The sequence below is a fragment of the Methylobacterium sp. R2-1 genome (genome assembly GCF_014191355.1).
Lineage (GTDB): Bacteria > Pseudomonadota > Alphaproteobacteria > Rhizobiales > Beijerinckiaceae > Methylobacterium.
Window position 1 is genome coordinate 176,818 of sequence record NZ_JACHWM010000009.1, and the last position, 18,981, is coordinate 195,798.

An 18,981-nucleotide genomic window follows, 5' to 3' on the forward strand; every position below is an offset into this window, starting at 1 on the left:
GCGCGTGAGGCCGTCAGCCTGATTCCTCGCCCCTGCACTGAACGGCCCTGAAATATGACGTTCGGCGGATCGCGCCTGTGGCGTGCTCGGACGGCGAAGCGGCAGCTCCGTTGGCTGTCGTCTGCTCTCGCGAGGCCGGCCGACCGGCAGCCTGATAATGCAGAGCGAGGGCGCGAACACGGGCCTCAGGGCCGATCCTCGCGCAGGTGCCCGATCTTCCATTGGAATGGCGGTTCAGTGCCGTTGACAGCGTAGTCGCCGACGACGCGATCCTTGAAGATGCGGGGGTTGTGCGAGGAAATCGTGCGCGCGTTACGCCAGTGGCGGTCCAGTGCGTGGCGGCGGCTCGTGGCCGAGGCGCCGAGCGCATCGAACAGGATCGTCCCGGCATCGAGGACGAGGCCGGTCAGCACGCTCTGGGCCTGTGCCAGCTCGATCTCCGCGGCGACGTTGATCGCGCGCGCTTCTGCCTCGGGGAGGCCGGCGATCCGCGCCTCGTAGGCGCGCTGCACCGCCTGCGCCGCCTGCCCATTGATTGCAACCGCCGCGTAGGCGAGGCCATGCACCCGACCCACCACCTGAAGCACCTGCGGATCGGCGCTGGGGCGCGCTCCGGCGGCGTGGGAATAGGTACGGTTACGCTCACGCACCGCGCGGGCCACTTCGCCCGCCGCTGCCCGGGCGATGCCGGTGAGAGTGGCGAGATGCACCGCCTGGAAGAAGGCCGGGCCGTAGGGAAAGCGGACCGCCGTCGGCAGCGGGTCGCCGACCGCAGGGGCGTCCTCGAACAGCGCGGTGCCGCTTGCGGTGAGCCGCTGGCCGAACCCGTCCCAATCGTCGAGGATCTCGACGCCCGGCGCCTTGGCCGGCACCACCACAGAGGTCTCTTCTCCCGCCTCGCCGGTGCCGACGACGTCGATCCAGTCGGCGAAGAGCGAGCCCGTGGTGTAGTATTTCTTCCCCGTCAGTCCCCAACGACTGCCGCTGCGGTGGATGCGGGTCTCGAAGGTCCCGACCGTGGCGGTCCCCGTCTCGGACCACGCGCCGCCGAACAGGTCGCCGGCCGCGAGGCGTGCGATCCAGTGCGTTCGGCGATCTCCCGCCGGGCCGCCGATGGTGTCCTCGGCGAAGCCGAAATGGTTGCGCAGGGCCTGCGGTAGGTTGGAATCGGCCTCAGCCAGTTCGGCCAGCAGTCCGAACAGATCGGGCAGGCTCGCGCCGAAGCCCCCCTCGTCCTCCGGCACCCGCAGGGCACCGAAACGGGCCTCCCGCAGCCAGCCGATCGCTGCGTAGGGCAGATCGCGCTCCCGTTCGCGCGCGATCGCCCCCTCGCGGATGCGGGCGAAGATCGGCCGGAAGCGCGCGGCGAGGGCCTCGTAGCGCGAGCTCGGGGGCGTGCCCCAGGCGGCCCAAGGGGCGGCCCACCGGGTGGCGTCGGGTTCACTCATCGACTGTCTCGTTCGGTGTGGTGGCGAAGAATTCAGTGCCGGGTTCCGGCCTCGGCGGTGCCGAGGTAGAGCGCGCCGAGCCTTCCGCTCGCGGCGAGTTCCAGGCTGGAGCCGGAGGCCACGACGCGCCCGCTCTCCAGCACGACGGCGCGGTGGGCGTGATCGAGCACGAGGTTGGCGCTCTGCTCGGCGACGAGCACGCTCACCCCCTCCTCGCGATTGAGCCGGGCGACGATCTCGAAGATCTCGGCGACGATGATCGGCGCGAGTCCCATGGAGGGCTCGTCGAGCAGCAGCAGCGTCGGGCGGGTCATCAGGGCGCGCCCGATCGCTACCATCTGCTGCTCGCCGCCCGACGTCAGGCCGGCTTTCGCCCCGCGCCGCTCCTTCAGGCGGGGAAACCACGCGTAGATCCGCTCGAGATCCTGCGCGAGTTGCCGCCGGCTCGGGCGGCGGAGGTAGCCGCCCGTCAGCAGATTTTCCTCCACCGTGAGCTGGCCGAAGACGTGGCGGCCCTCCAGCACTTGTACGATGCCGCGGGCGACGAGGTCGGCCGGGTCGAGGCGTCCGGTTGCCTCGCCCTGCCAGCGGATGGCGCCGCGCCGCAGGCTGCCGCGCTGCGCACCGAGCAGGTTCGAGATCGCCCGCAGGGTCGTGGTCTTGCCGGCTCCGTTGGGGCCGATCAGGGCGACGATCTCGCCCTTGGCCACGCTGAGCGACACATCGCGAAGCGCGAGGATCGAGACGCCGTAGACCGCCTCGATGGCCTCGACATCCAGGAAGGGAACGGGAGCACTCATTTCGCGCTCGCCTCCGCCGTGTCCTCGGAGCGGGGCGTGATGCCCTTCTCCCGTGCGTAGGCCGCGGCGCGCTCGTAGATCACCGGCAGGAGCAGCTCACGGTCGGACTTGACCCAGCCTTTGCTGACGATGTTCCACTTTGCGCCGTCCCATTGCAGCACCTTGCCGGCGCCGCCGCCCTCGTGGTCCTTGATGGAGAGGCGGAGCGGCTGGACGAGGCCGTCCGCGCCGAGTTCCTTCAGGCGGGCCTCGTCGAGGACGAGGTGTTCGAGGCCCCACTGCGTCTCCTCGCCGGTGAGGGGACGCTTGCCGAAGCGGGCTTGCGCGGTGCGGATCGCCTCGACGGCGATGATCGTCTCGATGACACCGGAATTGTAGTAGACCGAGCCGAAGCTCTTGAGGTCCTTCAGGTCGCTTTTGCCCTGATCGACGATCGCCGCCTTGATCTTCTTCAGGATGCCGAACTCGGCCCCGGCGGGGAACGGGGTGATGGCAAGATATCCCTTGCCGACACTGCCGGCCGGGCGCACGTCTTCTTCCGAGCCCGACCAGATGCCGCCGATGATGTGATCGACGGGGAAACCGGTCTTGGCCGCGGTCTTGATCGCCACCGGGGTCATCACGCCCCAGCCGCGCAGAAATACCCAGTCCGGCTTGATCTGGCGGATGCGCGCCCACTGCGCCGACTGGTCGTTGCCGGGATGGGGTACCGCGATCTGGATGTTCTCGAAGCCGTAGGTCTTGGCAAGCAGGTCGAGCGGGACTTGCGTCTCCTTGCCGTAAGGAGAGTCGTGGTAGACGGTCGCGATCTTGAGACCCTTGAGCTTGTCCTTACCCCCGACCTGCTCGGCGATGTAGTTGATCGCCGAGGATGCCTCGCTCCAGAAGCTGAACAGCACGGTGAAGCTGTAGGGGAAGACGCGCCCGTCGATCGCCTCGGTGCGGCCATAGCCGGTGGTGAGCAGCGGGATCTTGTCGGCGGCGGACTTTTCCGTGAGCGCCTTCGTGATCGGGTCGCCGTGCGGCAGGAACAGCGGCACGGGCGAGCCGTCACGGCCACCCTTCAGCCGCTCGTAGCACTCGACGCCCTTCTCGACCGCCCACTCGGTCTCGCACTCCTCCCAGGTCAGCTTGACGCCGTTGATGCCGCCTTCGACCTCGTTGAGGTAGCGCAGGTAGTCGATGGTCCCGCCCCAGACCGGCGTGCCGGACGAGGCGTAGGCGCCGACCCGGTAGGTCGCGAGGGGGATGTACTGCTTGGCCGCTGGAGCGCCTGCTTCTTGCGCGAAGGCGGCAGAGGGGAGGCTGAAGGGAGCAGTCAGACTTGCGGCGAGGGCAGCGGCGCCCAGGACGCGGGACAGGCGTGACATCGGTCGTTTCTCCGGGAGAGCGATGAAGAAGATCAGCGGGCGGGGTGGCGCAGGCGGCCGAGCAGCGCGGCCAGCCCGTTCGGCTCCTTGATCAGGAAGCCGATGATGAGCGCGCCGAAGAGGATGCGCTGGAGGTTCGAGATCTGGCCGCCATCGAGGCTGCCGCCGAGCAGGGCGTTCGACAGGTGCGTCAGCAGGATCGGCGTCAGCACGATGAAGGCCGCACCGATGAAGCTGCCGGACAGGCTGCTCAAGCCGCCGATGATGATGATGAACATCGCCTGGAACGAGCGGTCGAGATCGAAGCTGCGGGCATCGACCGTACCGAGATAGGCAAACGCCCACAGAGCGCCCGCCACACCGCTCACCGCGGCCCCGACGAAGAAGGCCGAGAGCTTGGCCCGCGCCACGGGCACGCCGATGACGGCCGCCGCGGTCTCGCCGTCGCGCACCGCCCGCCAGTTGCGGCCGGTCTGGCTTCCGACGAGGCGCCATGCCAGGACCATGACGACGGAGACGCTGGTCAGCGTCAAGGCGTAGCGTCCGGCCGGGCTCGACAGGTCGTAGCCGAGGAACACGAGCCGCGGGGCCGAGATCGCGCTGGACGAGGCGTAGTTCGAGAACCAGCCGACCTGATTGAAGACCCACTCGATCAGGAACTGCGCCGCCAGCGTCGGCGCGATCAGGTAGAAGCCCTTGATGCGCAGGCTCGGCAGGCCGACGACGAGGCCGACCGCCCCGGCGATGAGCCCCCCGCCCGCGAGGCTGACCGGCAGCGGCAGTTCGGGCAGGCGCAGCAGCAGGTTGTAGGTGGCGTAGGCCCCCACCGCCATGAAGGCGCCGGTGCCGAGCGAGGCTTGGCCCGCATAGCCCATGGTCAGGTTCAGGCCGAGCCCGGCCAGAGCCATGATCAGGAACGGGATCAGGATCGCGTTGTACCAGTAATCGGTGGCGGTGAGCGGGATCGCCACGAACGCGACCGCGAGCAGAAGGGCGAGGCCGGCGGCGCGCACGGGAAGAGCGGGCAGCACGGGGCGCCGGACGGGCGCGAGGGCGGCAGCGAGGGCAGGAGGCATCGGGTCAGACTCTCTCGATGGCGCGTTCGCCGAACAGTCCGGCCGGGCGCACCAGCAGGAAGGCGACGGCGAGCCCGTAGGCGAACCAGGTGGAGACGGAGCCGCCGAGCAGCGGCCCGAGATAGATCTCGGCGAGCGCGTCGGCTGCGCCGACGATGAGGCCGCCGACGACGGCGCCGGTGATCGAGGTGAAGCCGCCGATGATCAGCACCGGGAGCGCCTTCAGCACCACGAAGGTGAGGGAGAACTGCACCCCCTGGCGCGCGCCCCAGAGCAGGCCCGCCACCAGAGCCACGAAGCCCGCCACCGCCCAGACCGTGGCCCAGAGCACGGGGAGCCGGATGCCGATGGAGAGCGCCGCCTGCGGATCGTCGGCCACCGCTCGCAGCGAGACGCCGATTCGGGTGCGCTCGAAGAACAGCCACAGGGCGATCACCAGGGCGCCGGCGCTCGCCGCCGCCACGAGATCGAAGGAGCTGAGCTGGATCGGGCCGATCGCCACCGGCAGGTCGCTGATGCCGAGGTCGAGTTCGTGGACGCTGGCGCCCATCACGAACTGCGAGCCGCCCTCGATGATGTAGGACAGGCCGAGGGTCGCCATGAATAGCGTGATCTGCGAGCGGTTCACGAGCGGCCGCAGCACCACCCGTTCGACGGCGACCGCCAGCGTCACCATGATCGCCAGCGTGATCAGTCCGGCGAGCCAGAACGGCACATCGCGTTCGGTGAGCGTCACGAAGGTGAGCGCGGCGCAGAGCACCATCGCCCCTTGCGCGAAGTTGAACACGCCCGACGCCTTGTAGATCAGCACGAAGCCGATCGCGACGAGGGCATACATCACGCCGGCGAGCAGACCGCCCGCGAGCGTCTCCAGAAAGAAGCTCATGGGTCTGTCCTCAATGCGGCTTGCCGAGATAGGCCGCGATCACGGCCGGGTCTTTGCGCACGGCGTCCGGCGGGCCGTCGCCAACCTTGCGGCCGTAATCGAGCACCACGACGTGGTCGGACAGGCTCATGACGACGCCGATGTCGTGCTCGATCAGCACGATGGTGGTGCCGAACTCATCGCGCGCCGCCGCGATGAAGCGGGCCATAGCGCGCTTCTCCTCGCCGTTCATGCCGGCCATCGGCTCGTCGAGCAGCAGTAGCGTGGGCCGCGCCACCAGGGCGCGGGCGAGATCGACCCGCTTCTGGATGCCGTAGGGGAGCGTCGCGACGATGCGGTCGCGGTAGGCTTTCAGTTCGAGGAAACTCAGCGTCTCGTCCGCCGCCTCGCGGAAGCGGCGCGTCTCGGCGGCATCGCGCGGGAGACCGAGCGCGTGCTCGATCAGGGTGGTGCGGCTGTGTCGCGCGAGCCCGGCCAGCACGTTATCGAGGACGCTGAGGCCCGAGAACAGGGCGGCGTGCTGGAAGGTGCGCCCGATCCCGCGCTGGGCCGCAGCACCCGGCCGGATCGAGCGCAGGCGCTTCCCCTCGAAGGAGACATGGCCGGCATCGGCCCGGTAGACGCCGTTGAGGATGTTGAGAGCCGAGGACTTGCCCGCCCCGTTCGGGCCGATGAGGGCGCAGATCTCGCCGCGCTCGACCGAGAAGCTTAAAGCATTGATCGCCTTGAGGCCCTTGAACGAAAGGGAGACGTCGGAGAGTTCGAGGATCGGGTCGGCCATGCCCCTCACTCCGCCGCTTCGAGACGGTTGGCCTCGCGCGCCTTCACCGCCTCGATGTCGCGGTAGCCGTGAGCCGGGTGCGTCTCCGGCAGGAGGGGGCCTCGTCCGAACAGCTTTTCGCGCAAGGTTCCTGGGCGGTAAGCCTTTGGGTAAACACCACGGCGCTGGAGTTCGGGCACCAGTAGGTTGACCGTGTCCTCGAAGGTCTCCGGCGTCACCGCGTAGGCGAGGTTGAAGCCGTCGACGTCCGTCTCCTCGACCCATTCCTGGAGGATGTCGGCCACTGTCGCGGCCGAGCCGACGAAGACCGGACCGATCCCGCCGATGCCGCCCCAGCGGGCGAGTTCGGCGATCGACCATGGTTTCTCGGGCGAAGAAAAGCTCTCGACCATCGAGACGATGGCGTTGGTCTCGACTTTTCTGACGAGATCGGTCGGCGCGTACTGGCCGAAATCGATCCCGCTCCAGCCCGACATGAACACCAGTGCGCCGTCATAGGAGGTATAGGATTGGTATTCCTCGAACTTCTTCTGCGCGGCCTCGTCGGTCTCGGCGACGATGATGGTTGTGAGGTTGTAGATCAGCACGTCGCGGGCCGAGCGGCCGGCGGCGACGGCCTTCGCTCGGACATCGGCGACATAGGCCTTGAGCATGGATTTGAGCGGCGCGCCGACAAAGACGCACTCGGCATGGCCCGCCGCGAAGGCTTTGCCGGGGCCGGAGGCGCCGGCTTGGTAGAGCACCGGCGTGCGCTGGGGCGAAGGCTCGCAGAGATGGTAGCCCGGCACGGTGAAGTGCCGGCCGCGATGGTCGATCTCGTGCACCTTGGACGGATCGGTGAAGATCCGCCGTTCGCGGTCGCGCAGGACCGCGCCGTCTTCCCAGCTTCCCTCGAACAGCTTGTAGAGCACTTCGACGTATTCGGCGGCGACCTCGTAACGGTTGTCGTGGCGCCCCAGACCCGTCTGGCCGACGTTCTTGGCCCCGCTCTCCAGATACGAGGTGACGATGTTCCAGCCGACGCGGCCTTTGGTGTGGTGGTCAGCGGTCGAGAGGCGGCGGGCGAAGGTGTAGGGGTGCTCGAACGAGGTCGAGGCGGTGATGCCGATGCCGAGATGCTCGGTGGCGAGCGCGATCGGGGCGGCGAGTTGAAGCGGATCGTTGACCGGGATCTGCGCCGCCTGGTGCAGCGCGTGCCAGTTCGAGCCCTTGTAGACGTCATAGTAGCCGACGACGTCGGCGATGAAGATCCCGTCGAAGATCCCCCGCTCCAGGGTGCGGGCGAGGTCCTGCCAGTATTCGAGGTCCTTGTACTGCCACGAGCGGTCGCGCGGATGGGCCCACAGGCCCGGCGACTGGTGGCCGACGCAGTTCATGTCGAAGGCGTTGAAGCGGATGGGGCGCGTCATGAGGCTTCGTCCGTTGAGGGGGAGCGGCGGGCGGCGCGGCGGGAATGCTTGGCGGGGCTCAGCCCGGGGCGAGGCCCAGCAACTGGCCGAGCGGCACGATCAGGGTGGCGCCGACGTAGAAGCCGTCCTTCGTGCGGTTCGGCGTGAACGGGTTCCAGTAGGAATTGCCGTTGACGAGGTATTGGACCACCGGCTCGAAGAAGATGCCCTTGCCGAGCGCCAGATGCGCGTTGGCCTCGAAGACCAGCTTGTCGCGGGAATAGGCTTCGCCGCTGCCGCCGGAGATGAAGTTCGCGTCGCCGAGGAACTGGGCGTAGTCGGCGGAGATGCGTTGCCAGTTGACCTTCACGCCGTAGCGGTCGAGCGGACGGCTCTGGTCGGGCGCCTGGAGGGTGAGGCCGGCGAACGCGTTCCAGCGGATCGGCACCGTCGGATCGGGCGCGTAGGCGAGGCTGGTATAGACTTGGACCGAGGTCGGGTTGAGGTTGCCCGCATCCGCCCCGCCATCGGCGCGCCAGATCACCTGGGAGCCGGTGAGGATCACGCCGGAGGTACCGGAGCGCAGCCGCACCGGATCGCCGGGGTTAAGGCCCTTCGAGGTGCCGAAGACCGTCCTAAGGTTATCCTCGTGGTCGGCGGTGTTATAGAAGCCGGTCAGCGCCACGCGGCTCGGGTAGAGGTCGGTGACGAAGGTGGTGGCGTGGCCGATCTCGGTCAGCGTCACGACGCCGTTGAGCGGCTCGTGGCCGAAATCCCAGCCGGAGGTGAAGTTCGCACGCCCCGTCACGGCGAAGGCACCGGCTTGGATGTAGTCGTCGGGTGAGATCTTGTAGGCGACGTTGGCTCCCCAGACGCCGTAGAGCGGCGAGGATAGACCGGCATTGATCTGCAGGATGTCTTGGAAGCAACTCACGCTCGATTGGCAGGGCGGCAGCGCGTAGTAGCGGTTCGGGTGCGTGCGCCCGACCTCGATGGCGAGGCGGTCGTCGAGCAGGCGCTGCTCGTAGGTGAGGGTCGAGAGCCGGGCGAAGTCGCGGTTGAAGGTCGGCTGGTAGCCGATCGTGGTGTCGCCGATATCGGCGCCCATGTTGCGGTTGTTCCAGCGCAGACCGAAGAAGGTCTGGGTGATGTGGAACCAGCCGCCGGGTACACCCGCCAGTTTGTTCAGATCGGCGTCGAGGCTCAGCAGGTAATAGGCCGAGTTCGAGAGTTGTCCGGGCCGCAGGCCCGCGCTCGGGTTCGAGAAGAAGAAATCGTAGACGTTGACGTCGAAGCTGAGGCCCGCGAGCGCCAGCGAGGCGGCGTAGGGGGCGAGCGGCCCGTGCCACTTCACCTTTCCGTCCGGCACAACGCCGATCGCCTCCGGATCGGTGCGAGGGCCGGCCTCACCGGTGAAACTCTCGACTGCGCTCGGGGACTGCGCTCGGGCAGGCGCCGCGGCGAGCGACAGGGCGCAGCAGGCGAGGCCGACCCCGAACAGGCGACCAGGGAAGGGGAGCGGCAGAGGCGGGACGTTCAGCATCGAGCTCGTCTTCGGGGCGCCGCGCACAGGTCATCGGACCGGCGCTGACGCAGGCACGTGGGGGCGAAGTGATGGGAGGAATCGGCTCGCCTCACGCGCGGCCGATCCGGTCGCTAATCTGACGATCTCAAGAAGAATGGCTGCATGCCCCTTCCAGTCATTCGCCAGTCGCGATTAGATATTCGGAGAAACGTACTTGAGGGTCAACGAAAACGATTGCTATTTTTCAACAGGTGACTGGGACAATATTTTCCCCTCCACGCATTCGAGGGGACATCAATACGATCACGTCACGCGGACGGTCACTTGGCCAGCCGCATGGTCGATGCCTGCCAAGAGAGAATGGCGCAACGTCGTCGTGGGCACGGTGTCAGGTGGCGGCCATCTCACACGCAGCGGTCTTCTCCAGCACTGCGGTACGGCGGGCGGCATGTGAGGGCACATTGCGTTCCGCTCGGCAACAAGCAGGGGAGGGCAAGATCTTACGCGCGACTGCAACGAATTTGGGAATAACTTTCGCGACTTCGTGGAAAACAGGAAAAAACTTTCCGGAAAAGCTCGGCTATATGATGGATACACCAACCGGACTTAGGCGGATGACATGGCGAAAGCGATCGACAGACGCGCATTCCTGAAATTGTCGGCGGCGCTGGCCGCCGGGCCGGCGGCCGGCTTCTCCTGCGTCGAGGTGGCCCGCGCCGCGCCGCTCGCCATCCCCACCGTCGACACGCTCAGCCTGCGCGTCCTGATCGACTCGGCGCACGACCAGTTCCTGAAGCCCACCACCGTCCAGGGCGTGCTCCACCAGCCGCCCGGCAACGGCCGCGGCGCCGATTACCGGAAGGTGCTGCACAATCAGTGGGGTCTTTCACTCTTCGCGGAGTCGAAGGCTGCGGGGGAGGCGCGCACGATCCTGCTCGATTTCGGCTACAGCCCCGAGGCGCTGCTCAACAACATCGAAATCCTGAAGGTCGATCCCACCAAGATCGATGCGCTGATCGTCAGTCACGGCCATCACGACCATTACGGCGGCTTGACCGGCTTCCTCGACAAATACCGCGACACGCTCTCGCCGGACCTGAAGCTCTATGCCGGCGGCGAGGACAATTTCTGTCATCGCCTGAGCCCGAGCGGCGTGACCGGCCAGTTCACCGATTTCGGCCAACTCGACAGGCGCGAACTCACCGCGCGGCGGATCGCGACGGTGCTGTGCGAGGCCCCCACCGTGGTGGCCGGCCACGCCTTCACCACCGGCCAGATCAAGCGCTCCTCGATCGAGCGCATTCTGCCCAACACCTACGTCGAGCGCGGCATCAAGGACGGGCTCGGCTGCGATGCCACCCACTACTCCCCCGCCGAGTTGCAGGGAAAGATCATCCCCGACGAGCATGTCCACGAGCACGCCACCTGCTTCAACGTGAAGGGCAGGGGGCTCGTGGTGATCTCGTCCTGCGGTCATGTCGGCATCGTCAACTCGGTGCGGCAGGCGCAGGAGGTCTCCGGGGTCGAGAAGGTTCACGCCATCGTCGGCGGCTTCCACCTCGGTCCCGCGCCGAAGGAGTACCTGACCCAGGTCGTCGGCGAGATCCGCGCGCTCAAGCCCGACGTCGTGATCCCGATGCATTGCAGCGGCCTGAACTTCGCCCTCGAAGCGCAGGCGCAGATGCCCGACAATGTCATCGTCCCGACCACTGGCAGCCGGCTCACCTTCGGTGCGTAGACGTTTGCGGGCTGCGCTCCTGCTCGGCCTCGTGGGACTCGGCCCGGCTCGGGCCGAGGAACCGCTGCAGCGCTCGGCGGCCGAGCTGATGGACGTGCTGATGTGGAACCGGGAGCCGGTCGGCGGCCCGTTCGCGCTGACCGATCAGAACGGGCGCCTCCGCACCGACGCCGATTTCCGAGGAAAGCTCGTGATCCTCACCTTCGGGTACACCGGGTGTCCCGATGTCTGCCCCACCGACCTGATGGAGATCGCCCGCGCGCTGACCCTGCTCGGCGAGGCGGGCGAGGCGATCCAGCCGGTCTTCGTCACCCTCGACCCGGCTCGCGACACGGCCGCCCTCCTCGCGGAGTTCGTGCCGAGCTTCCATCCCCGACTGATCGGCCTGACAGGCTCCGAGGCGGCGGTGCGGCAGGCGGCGGAGGCCTACAAGGTCTTCTATCGGAAGGTCGCGCGCCCGGATGGCGATGACATGATCGAGCACTCGGCCTTCGTCTACCTGGTGGATCGATCGGGTGCCTATCTCGGCTTCTTCCCGCCCGGCACCACCGCCGAGCGGATGCTGACGATCATTCGGCCGCATCTCGGCCCGCGCTGACCGGGCGCGCGTCCGCCGTGGTGATGACCTCCGTCGATCTCACCCCATGCCCGTGCGCTCGAGGTCGGTTCATCCCCTGGATGGCGGCCCCCAAAAATGACACGCTTGCGGCTCCGACCGCGTATCCACGCGAGGCGCTTGCCGCAGGCCGTCTGGCGGCGACGCGCCGGACGAGAAGCGGAGTTCGACCTTGACGCGATTAGGGCGATGGCGCGTGGCCGCGCTCCCTTCGCATGGGGACACCGTCGCAGATTGCACTCTCCAACCGCAACTGCGACATAACTCATGTTAAAACGTCTCGTACGGTCACGCTTCTGCCGTCGGAACGCGGCTATGGAGCGTGTTCTGAAGGCCGGTGGTGCGCATCGCACGGGAAGCGGCGCCCCCGACCGAGGCTCGAAACACTCTGTCAGGTCGCGTTCGCGATGGACGCCCGTCACCCTGGGAAAACCGATTTGCGCAACGCGTCGGGTCGCCGTGGCGCCACGCTCTCGATCGCCGCTTGGCTGCTCCCTGTCGTCGCACTCGTCATCAGGGCCATCCTCTTCCCGCAACAGGCGCGGCAGGCGCTCGAGGCCGAGAACCAGCGCTTCCAACTCGAGGCGGCGTATCCAGTCTCACCGCAAACGTCGTGACCGCCGCGATCCAGGAGGCGGCCCTGCGCGCCCAGATCGAGGCGACCAAGCGCGTGATCCGGGCGCAGACCGAGATCCTCGAACTCTACAACAAGCAGCTCAAGCTCGGGCAGATCGCCGGGGCCGACGTCGTGCAGCAGCAGGCCGCGCTCTCGCTGCCGCAGCAACAATTGCCGCCGCTGGAGAAGCAGCTCGCACCGCAGCGCAACCTGCTCACCGCCCTGACCGGTCGATTCCCGAACGACGAGGTCGCCGAGACCTTCACCTTGAGCGCGCTGCATCTGCCGACGCGGGTGCCCGTGAGCCTGCCCTCGCACCTCGTGCAGCAGCGGCCCGACGTGAAGGCCGCCGAGGCCCAGGTGAAGGAGGCGAGCGCCAGTGTCGGCGTGGCGGTTGCCAACCGGCTGCCGCAGTTCAACAGCACGGCGACGGCGGGCTCCAGCGCCGTGCGGCTGGTCCAGCTCACCAACCCGGCGGCCGAGTTCTTCACCATTATCGGCCAAGCTACGCAGCCGATCTTCGATGCGGGCACGCTCTACCGGCGGCAGCGCGCCTCCGAGGAAGCCCTGAACCAAGCGCAGGCGCAATACCGCGCCACCGTGGTCGCCGCGTTCCAGAATGTCGCCGACAGCTTGAGGGCTCTGCAATCCGACGCGAAAGCGGTAGCGGCGGCCTCCGCGGCCGAGAAGGCCACGAGCGAGAGCCTCGGCCTCGTTCGCAAGCAGTACGCGGCGGGGCGGTCAACGCGACGCAGGTGCTGATCGCCCAGCAGAGCTATCTCTCGGCTCTCGTGACCTCGGCGAGCGCGCGGGCCACGCAGTATGCGGCGATCCGATCCCAAGCCTGGACGGTCGTCAGGCTACGATAACAGCCATCACCGCCGATGGCGGGGAGCCGGCAGGTACACTCAAGGTCAGCCTGCCGCCAACCTTTGGCACGACGCACGTTCTGCCTCTGCTGCCGGGCCTCTCGGCTCGGGTAGATGTTGGCCCGTTCCTTCTCGATCGCGAAGCCGAACACCGTCGAAAGACAGGCGAGATCCCGGCGCACGGTCGCCGCCGAGGCGCCCACGGTCCGACGCGAGGGCCTGTGCTCCTTCTGGATCTCGTCCATTACCGCGTTGACCGAGAGGCGCGGTTTGCCGCCCCAAGCCAGCGTCCCCAAGCCAGTGTTTCTAGATCATCGAACCAGAGCTTAAGACGGCTGCGCGCGACCCTTTCAAATCGCGTCTGGAGAGACTGGCGGAGATCTTGGCCGTCCTTCGGGATGCGACCCCACCACGGTTTCGGTTTGCCACGGGGATAGCCCCGGCCATTCAGCCACCGTCCTCGTCACCGAATCGCACCATTGACGCACGGCATGCAGGTCGAAAACCCAGGATGACCGGGGACCGAACGGCTGCCGAGCGGCTGCCGAGCGGCTGCCGAGCGGCAAGTACACGGCGGGCCGCTGCCATGCGGATCCAGTGCCGTTCCGTCAAGCTGAACTCCGCGGCGAGATCGGCCACTGATGCGCGCTCGGCCGGCATAGTCCTTCCCTCGTGCAGTGATGCTGGTGAATCTGGCCGGGGCGGGTTCGAACTGGGTGATATGCGCAGAACGGACCCCGTTCATTGCATTCAACTTTTCACACAGGTGTCGCACCGAACCGGCGACCTTTAGGCAGCACACCATATTAACATTTGTCAATAAGAAGTGCGTGTCATAGATTAAGCTCCTTGAGGATTGAGGGATCCAGATGCTCGAAAAACGAGGATGCGAGCCGCGCCGCGGTGGCGAATTCAAAGGGTATTTAACGTTAGATGGAGGTGCAGAACGAAAGGAATGTTTGGTAGCTGAACTCACAGAGTTGAATGCCGTTCTCCAAGTTGAACCTGATTTTTGCTTGTCGGGAGCCTTCCAGCTCGCTGTGCCGGAACTTGATATTCACAGCCTATGCCGAGTGACCTGGATCAAGGGCCACCAACACGGCGTCGAATTCATACCGCTGGATTGATTGCTCAAGTCGCGCTCATGGCTCATATATTTGCCCCTCGGTCACCGGTTTGTTCAAGGCTGTCTGCCAGTTCCGACAGGCTAGCGCGGTTGCGAGCACATTGGTCCCCTTTCCGCGGGCCGGTGCCGCTCCGTCAATCTGCACTTCCGGTAGACCTTGGCGAGCCACTTCCGCACTGAGTGCTCTCAGATGCCGCAGCTCTCGCCCTTCGGCCCCGTGCTGGGCGGTGCAACTCTTCTCCCGTGTGCTGCCGCGCAGCCAAAGGCTGCTCGCTCGGCGTCAGAGCAGGATCAAGATTGAAGAGGTCGCACATCACTGCGCTCCTGTGAGGAGCAGCTGCGCGGACCTATCCGCGAAGATCGCAGCGAGTGGCGTGTCGGCGGTGGCTCGATGCCGTCCCAGCGATCGGCCATGTGCCGGCGGCGATCAGCTCGCGGATACGCGCCTCCTCCGCATCGTGGAGGTTGGAACTTTAGCAGCCGATGCGTTCACCTCCGCCTGAAAACCAAGGACCTGCCCCGGTGTCCAGATGCGGGTCACAAAGGTGAGCGGGCCCATGCGCTGCTGGTTCTTCACTTCACCAGGACGCTCTCACCCTTGCGCTTCTCCTGCTGGCTCTCGCCGCCAGCCTTGCGCAGCCGGATCTCCGGCAGCCGCAAAGCGCGGTAGACCGGCTTCAAGCGCCTCGACGGCACGTAGTGCGAACACGCCGGATCGGTGAGGCTTCGGCCGAGGGCGAGATCCTTGCCGGGTGGGGCCACTGCGCGTCCTAGCCAGTGCCGATTGATGAATAATATGGACGGGGTCAAGCACGAGAACGGACGTGAGGCCACCCTAGGCTCTGCCGCGCTTCAGGAATGGAAAGATGCGCCCCGAGCGGATGGCTCGCTGCGAGGCTTTTCCATCAAATCGATTAGCGTCCCGAGCCGCCACCGCCGCCTGAGCTTGTGTTGCCGCCCCCGGCGTTGCTCGGGTTTCCACCTCGTCCGCCGTTGTCCTGAGCCATTGCGGAACCGGCCATAAGGGCGAGCGCCACCGCCGCCGTGATGAGTTTGATCATCGTGTCCTCCATCCGCCGCCGCCTGGGGAAGCGCGGTTCGGAAGCAACGGCTGCTCGTCGCGAGTGTTCCTGACCGAACTGGAACGCTAGGAGATGGCGATAGCTGGGAGATGACTCGTAACGCGAGAGGGCCGGCGGAATGCCAGCCCTCTCAACCTCATCTATTCGTGCCTCGATCAGCGACCTCCAGCCGCGCCACCTGCGCCACTGGAGCCCGCACCGGTGCCAGCGCCCATGCCGCCGCCGGAACTGCTGCCCGCAGCGCCCGGTGCTGCTGGAGACATGCCGGTCCCAGTCGTGCCGGTCGTAGTGCCCGTGGCCGAGCCCGTTGAGCGCTCCATGCTCTTCTCTGAGTTGCTCTTCACGCTACCCGGATTGTTCATGTTGCCCTCGCTGCTCCCACCGCCGGCAGCAGTCTGAGACAGAGCGGCTCCCGAAAGGGCCAAGGTCAGCGCAGCGGCAAGCGCAATTGTCTTGGTTTGCATGATAGTTTCCATCCCTGTTCGTCGTTGAGCAGGACAAACGCGGACAGACCCGGTTCGTTCAGGCCATCGCCCGAAACTCGCCAGCGAAAATGCCGGAGGGACGCAAACGGATTGGATAACGCTGCGCACCACCGTAAGGACTGAGATCTCTGCCATTTAGCGAAGGGTTGGGGACTCATCTGCTTCAAGCTGACGATCTCCGCCATCGGGGCTCCTGGGCGAAAGATGAGAGTTCAGGCGGTTGAGATGTTCGAACACGTGCTCGAGGGCTTGTGTGACGGCCTGCTCGAAGGAGCCATCGTTTTTACCTTGAGCGCTCCTGAGAGCGTTCAGCAGATCGCGATGCCTTTCAGTGTCGCTCGACATGATGTTTCCCTTCGAGTTTCAGAGTAGGTACCGAGCCAAACCACTGCTACCGGCTCGGTTCCCAGCGAGGATAGAAGCCGCCGCGCCTCAATCCGAGGCGCACTCAAAGTCGATAAAGCCTTTTTCGCAGGTGTTTAGCACGATATCCATTGCTATGTTCAAGTATGCGCCATGCCGGCTCTCGTTCGAGAGAGAGTTGCCAGCATGTATTTCTGCAATAAATAAGCCGGACTTCCATAGAATTATGCGCGGCGCCGATTCACAAAAATTTTCGAACGGCTCTCGGTTTATTGGCGAGCTGAGATGTCAGCCGGGCCCTTTAATGTACACGCACTTATCGAATTAATTGCTTACGCCAAGCATAATCTGGCACCAACACTCGACCAAACACGAGTATTTACTTTCTACAACACAAAATAAAAACATTTCTTCCGGAATTTCTTGTCGAGCGACTCGAGATAGTTCCCGGAAACGCGCGATACCTGGGGAGAGTCAGCAGCGTGTTGCCGAGAGTGAATGAACATGACTTGCCCACGGGCCTAACGACAGAACTAATTTCTTGCTCCGCAGCCTACAAGGCCAACTTAGTTGTCGAGCACGCCACCTTTGGGGCGAATACAAAACTATGAAAACTGGCACGCAATGCCAATAGAAAGTCTAGGTTTTCAATTTTTAGAACATCAGCCCAGGTATCATTTGGAACCGATCAGACCACCTCTTTTAACCGAATTCTACAATTCTATAGACACGATAACTGAATCCGCAACAAAAAACACTGACGCGTATGGGCTGGGCAATGATCGCAATGAGGTCAGCGGATCAGCTAGCGCCAATCCTTCAAACGGAAGCGGCTCCCTCTGCCATCGATCGCCCATGTACGGCCGCGCCTGCTCAATCGCCGGGCGCATATCTGCAAGGAAGTCGAAGTCAACGGTTCGGTGTTCGAGCGCCGAGGCGAATCCCATCGCCTCGGAGCTCATGCCGCTCGGCCAACTCCGCAGTGGATGATAGCCTCCATAGGAACGGCATGGATGCGGCTTTCAGGCATGCTCGATATGCCGATCTGCTCTAGCCTGGGCCCAGCTTGCAGCATTCGCATGACCTCCCCCTTTGGCATCGGCTTGCCGAACAGGTAACCCTGGCCGAAGTTGCAGCCTTGGCCAGAGAGCCAAGCGACGCTCGCATCAGTCTCGATACCCTCCGCCGTGGTCACCAAGCCCAGACTTGAACCTAGCTTGATGATTGCGTCGACAAGTTTGGCGCGCTCCTCGCTCATTGTGATCGTGTCCACGTATGAGCGATCGATCTTGAGCTTGTCGAACTTCAACTCGCGCAGGTGGTAGAGGCTTGAGTAGCCTGTGCCGAAATCGTCGAGAGCGATACGTACCCCGAGATTCTGCAGCGAAGTCAGCGTGGTGCGCGCTGCCTCCAGATCCTGCACGAGCGCGGTTTCGGTGATTTCCACCTCCAAGCGCCGCGGTGAGAGCCCGGTCTCGGCTAGGATCGCCAGGATGCGCTGGGCGAGGTCCCGATCTTGAAACTGCTGAGGTGCGATGTTGATCGCGAGCAGCAGATGGGACGGCCAAGATCTCGCATCCAGGCAGGCCTGCCGCAGCAGATGGTAGCTGAGATCGGCGATCATGCCAGTCTCCTCCGCGATCGGGATGAACTGGTCGGGCCCGAGTAGGCCACGGGTGGGGTGGCGCCAGCGAGCCAACACCTCGAGGCCGACGCAGTCACGCTGCGGCAGGGACACGACCGGCTGATAGAAGGGCTCAATCGCACCGTGCTCGATGGCCTCTCGCAGTTCCGCTTCGAGGGCAGCCCGCTCGCGCAGTTCCGTGTCCATCGAATCTTCGAACACTCGATAGGTGCCGCGTCCTTCACGCTTGCCCTGGTACATGGCGAGATCCGCTGCGTGCAGAACCGTGTCGGCATCGCTCTCGGCGGCAATCAGGGCTATGCCGATGGTCGCACCGACCTTTACCGCGCCGCCGTTCCAGGAGATTGGCGCCACGAGGCTCGTGATGACCTGTTGGGCCAGGCGCTTCAGGTTCTCAATGCCGCCCGTAAATGGAACCAGGAGGGCGAACTCGTCGCCGCCGAGGCGGGCAGCGATGCCGTTGACCGGCAGCAGATCCTCAAGATGATCGGCAACCGCGCAGAGCACCGCGTTGCCGGCAGCGTGGCCGTAGAGGTCGTTGACGGGCTTGAAGCGGTCGAGGTCGATCAGGAGCACAGCCGCCCGCTCGCCTCCCTCCATCCGTCCGCTCAGGCCATTCACCGCCTCGACAAAGAGACGTCGGTTGGCCAGGCCGGTGAGAGCGTCGTGGCGCGCGATCGCCTCGGCCTGCTTCGCGGCCGCATCGCGCTCCAGCATCGTTCGGCGAAGGATCAGCGATTTGCGGACAGCGGCTCCGAACAACGCGACCGCCATGCAGCCAGCCTGCATGACGAAGTCGAGCAGGCCATTGTGCAGGATGAAGGTGGTTGCGACCTCGAAAGCGCCAAGCAGGCTCCCGATCAGGAAGCAGCCAGTGCCGATCATCAGCAGGCAGAGCGTCTCGTACAGCTCACCCTGTCCCCATGAGGTACGCCGCACCCAAGCCATTTCGAGCCCATCCTGGTCAGGTTGCGGCGATAGCAGCAAGATTCTGATCGAAATCTTAAATTTACTGGCGAAATTTCTCTAGCGCGGGCGCCTTATAAGCGGCTTCAAGCAAAAGTAAGCTTGTGCGGAGTCGAATAAGATGCGGCTCGACGCAAACCCCGGATTGTATCGATGACAATAGTCGTGACTTCGCCTCAAAGCACCGTCCGAGTGGAGTAA

At 65.3% G+C, this 18,981-nt stretch carries 18 protein-coding genes; 5 read left to right on the forward strand and 13 right to left on the reverse strand.

Translation table 11 applies throughout. The features are described from left to right. Positions 1–185 precede the first annotated feature (185 nt). The 8 genes from FHU13_RS14470 to FHU13_RS14505 are packed head-to-tail and all read right to left on the reverse strand — an operon-like array spanning position 186 to position 9,292. On the reverse strand, positions 186–1,448 hold the full coding sequence (locus FHU13_RS14470; protein ID WP_183436571.1) for a monooxygenase: 1,263 nt from the start codon (positions 1,446–1,448) through the stop codon (positions 186–188). 32 nt (positions 1,449–1,480) lie between these two features. Beyond that, positions 1,481–2,248, reverse strand: coding sequence for an ABC transporter ATP-binding protein (locus tag FHU13_RS14475; RefSeq protein ID WP_183436572.1), 768 nt, complete (start codon positions 2,246–2,248; stop codon positions 1,481–1,483). Further along, a complete protein-coding gene (locus tag FHU13_RS14480) occupies positions 2,245–3,618 on the reverse strand; it encodes an ABC transporter substrate-binding protein (RefSeq protein ID WP_183436573.1) in 1,374 nt (457 codons plus the stop codon). Before FHU13_RS14480 ends, FHU13_RS14475 begins: the two co-directional genes overlap by 4 nt. A 32-nt stretch (positions 3,619–3,650) precedes the next feature. After that, entirely contained in the window at positions 3,651–4,694 is a 1,044-nt protein-coding gene (locus tag FHU13_RS14485) for a branched-chain amino acid ABC transporter permease (protein ID WP_183436574.1), read from the reverse strand. Between the two features lie 4 nt (positions 4,695–4,698). Next, the gene (locus FHU13_RS14490) at positions 4,699–5,580 is read right to left on the reverse strand and encodes a branched-chain amino acid ABC transporter permease (RefSeq protein ID WP_183436575.1); all 882 of its coding nucleotides are present in this window, start codon (positions 5,578–5,580) and stop codon (positions 4,699–4,701) included. Positions 5,581–5,590: 10 nt separating this feature from the next. Continuing rightward, positions 5,591–6,361 carry an ABC transporter ATP-binding protein gene (locus tag FHU13_RS14495; RefSeq protein ID WP_183436576.1) on the reverse strand — a complete coding sequence of 257 codons (771 nt, stop codon included), beginning with the start codon at positions 6,359–6,361 and terminating at the stop codon, positions 5,591–5,593. A 5-nt stretch (positions 6,362–6,366) separates the two neighbouring features. Next, on the reverse strand, positions 6,367–7,770 hold the full coding sequence (locus tag FHU13_RS14500) for an LLM class flavin-dependent oxidoreductase (RefSeq protein ID WP_183436577.1): 1,404 nt from the start codon (positions 7,768–7,770) through the stop codon (positions 6,367–6,369). A gap of 58 nt (positions 7,771–7,828) precedes the next feature. Beyond that, complete coding sequence (locus tag FHU13_RS14505; RefSeq protein WP_183436578.1) at positions 7,829–9,292, reverse strand: carbohydrate porin; 1,464 nt, start codon at positions 9,290–9,292, stop codon at positions 7,829–7,831. 601 nt (positions 9,293–9,893) lie between these two features. Here FHU13_RS14505 and FHU13_RS14510 point away from each other — a divergent pair. From FHU13_RS14510 to FHU13_RS28380, 4 genes are all read left to right on the forward strand, one after another. Beyond that, positions 9,894–11,012, forward strand: a complete 1,119-nt coding sequence (locus tag FHU13_RS14510) for an MBL fold metallo-hydrolase (RefSeq protein WP_183436579.1) — start codon at positions 9,894–9,896, stop codon at positions 11,010–11,012. Next, on the forward strand, positions 11,005–11,610 hold the full coding sequence (locus tag FHU13_RS14515; RefSeq protein WP_312889588.1) for an SCO family protein: 606 nt from the start codon (positions 11,005–11,007) through the stop codon (positions 11,608–11,610). Before FHU13_RS14510 ends, FHU13_RS14515 begins: the two co-directional genes overlap by 8 nt. A 425-nt stretch (positions 11,611–12,035) precedes the next feature. Then, positions 12,036–12,245, forward strand: a complete 210-nt coding sequence (locus FHU13_RS27770) for a hypothetical protein (protein ID WP_246714663.1) — start codon at positions 12,036–12,038, stop codon at positions 12,243–12,245. Further along, a complete protein-coding gene (locus tag FHU13_RS28380; protein ID WP_312889589.1) occupies positions 12,242–13,006 on the forward strand; it encodes a TolC family protein in 765 nt (254 codons plus the stop codon). The genes FHU13_RS27770 and FHU13_RS28380 overlap by 4 nt, the downstream gene beginning before the upstream one ends. 13 nt (positions 13,007–13,019) lie before the next feature. On the opposite strand, the gene FHU13_RS27780 is transcribed toward FHU13_RS28380, so the two are convergent. Next, positions 13,020–13,409: a hypothetical protein gene (locus FHU13_RS27780; RefSeq protein ID WP_246714664.1), complete on the reverse strand. Its 390-nt coding sequence runs from the start codon at positions 13,407–13,409 to the stop codon at positions 13,020–13,022. A 573-nt stretch (positions 13,410–13,982) separates the two neighbouring features. Between FHU13_RS27780 and FHU13_RS14530 the strand changes: the two genes are divergently transcribed. Then, complete coding sequence (locus FHU13_RS14530) at positions 13,983–14,240, forward strand: hypothetical protein (protein ID WP_183436581.1); 258 nt, start codon at positions 13,983–13,985, stop codon at positions 14,238–14,240. A 572-nt stretch (positions 14,241–14,812) separates the two neighbouring features. Here the strand turns inward: FHU13_RS14530 and FHU13_RS14535 are convergent. The 4 genes from FHU13_RS14535 to FHU13_RS14545 form a co-directional block, all read right to left on the reverse strand. Then, entirely contained in the window at positions 14,813–15,001 is a 189-nt protein-coding gene (locus FHU13_RS14535; protein ID WP_183436582.1) for a hypothetical protein, read from the reverse strand. A gap of 475 nt (positions 15,002–15,476) precedes the next feature. Beyond that, positions 15,477–15,785: a hypothetical protein gene (locus FHU13_RS27785; RefSeq protein ID WP_246714665.1), complete on the reverse strand. Its 309-nt coding sequence runs from the start codon at positions 15,783–15,785 to the stop codon at positions 15,477–15,479. 1,097 nt (positions 15,786–16,882) lie between these two features. Further along, positions 16,883–17,131 (reverse strand): hypothetical protein, encoded by a 249-nt coding sequence (locus FHU13_RS14540; protein ID WP_183436583.1) that lies wholly within the window; start codon positions 17,129–17,131, stop codon positions 16,883–16,885. After that, on the reverse strand, positions 17,128–18,762 hold the full coding sequence (locus FHU13_RS14545) for a bifunctional diguanylate cyclase/phosphodiesterase (RefSeq protein ID WP_183436584.1): 1,635 nt from the start codon (positions 18,760–18,762) through the stop codon (positions 17,128–17,130). Before FHU13_RS14545 ends, FHU13_RS14540 begins: the two co-directional genes overlap by 4 nt. Positions 18,763–18,981: the final 219 nt, after the last annotated feature.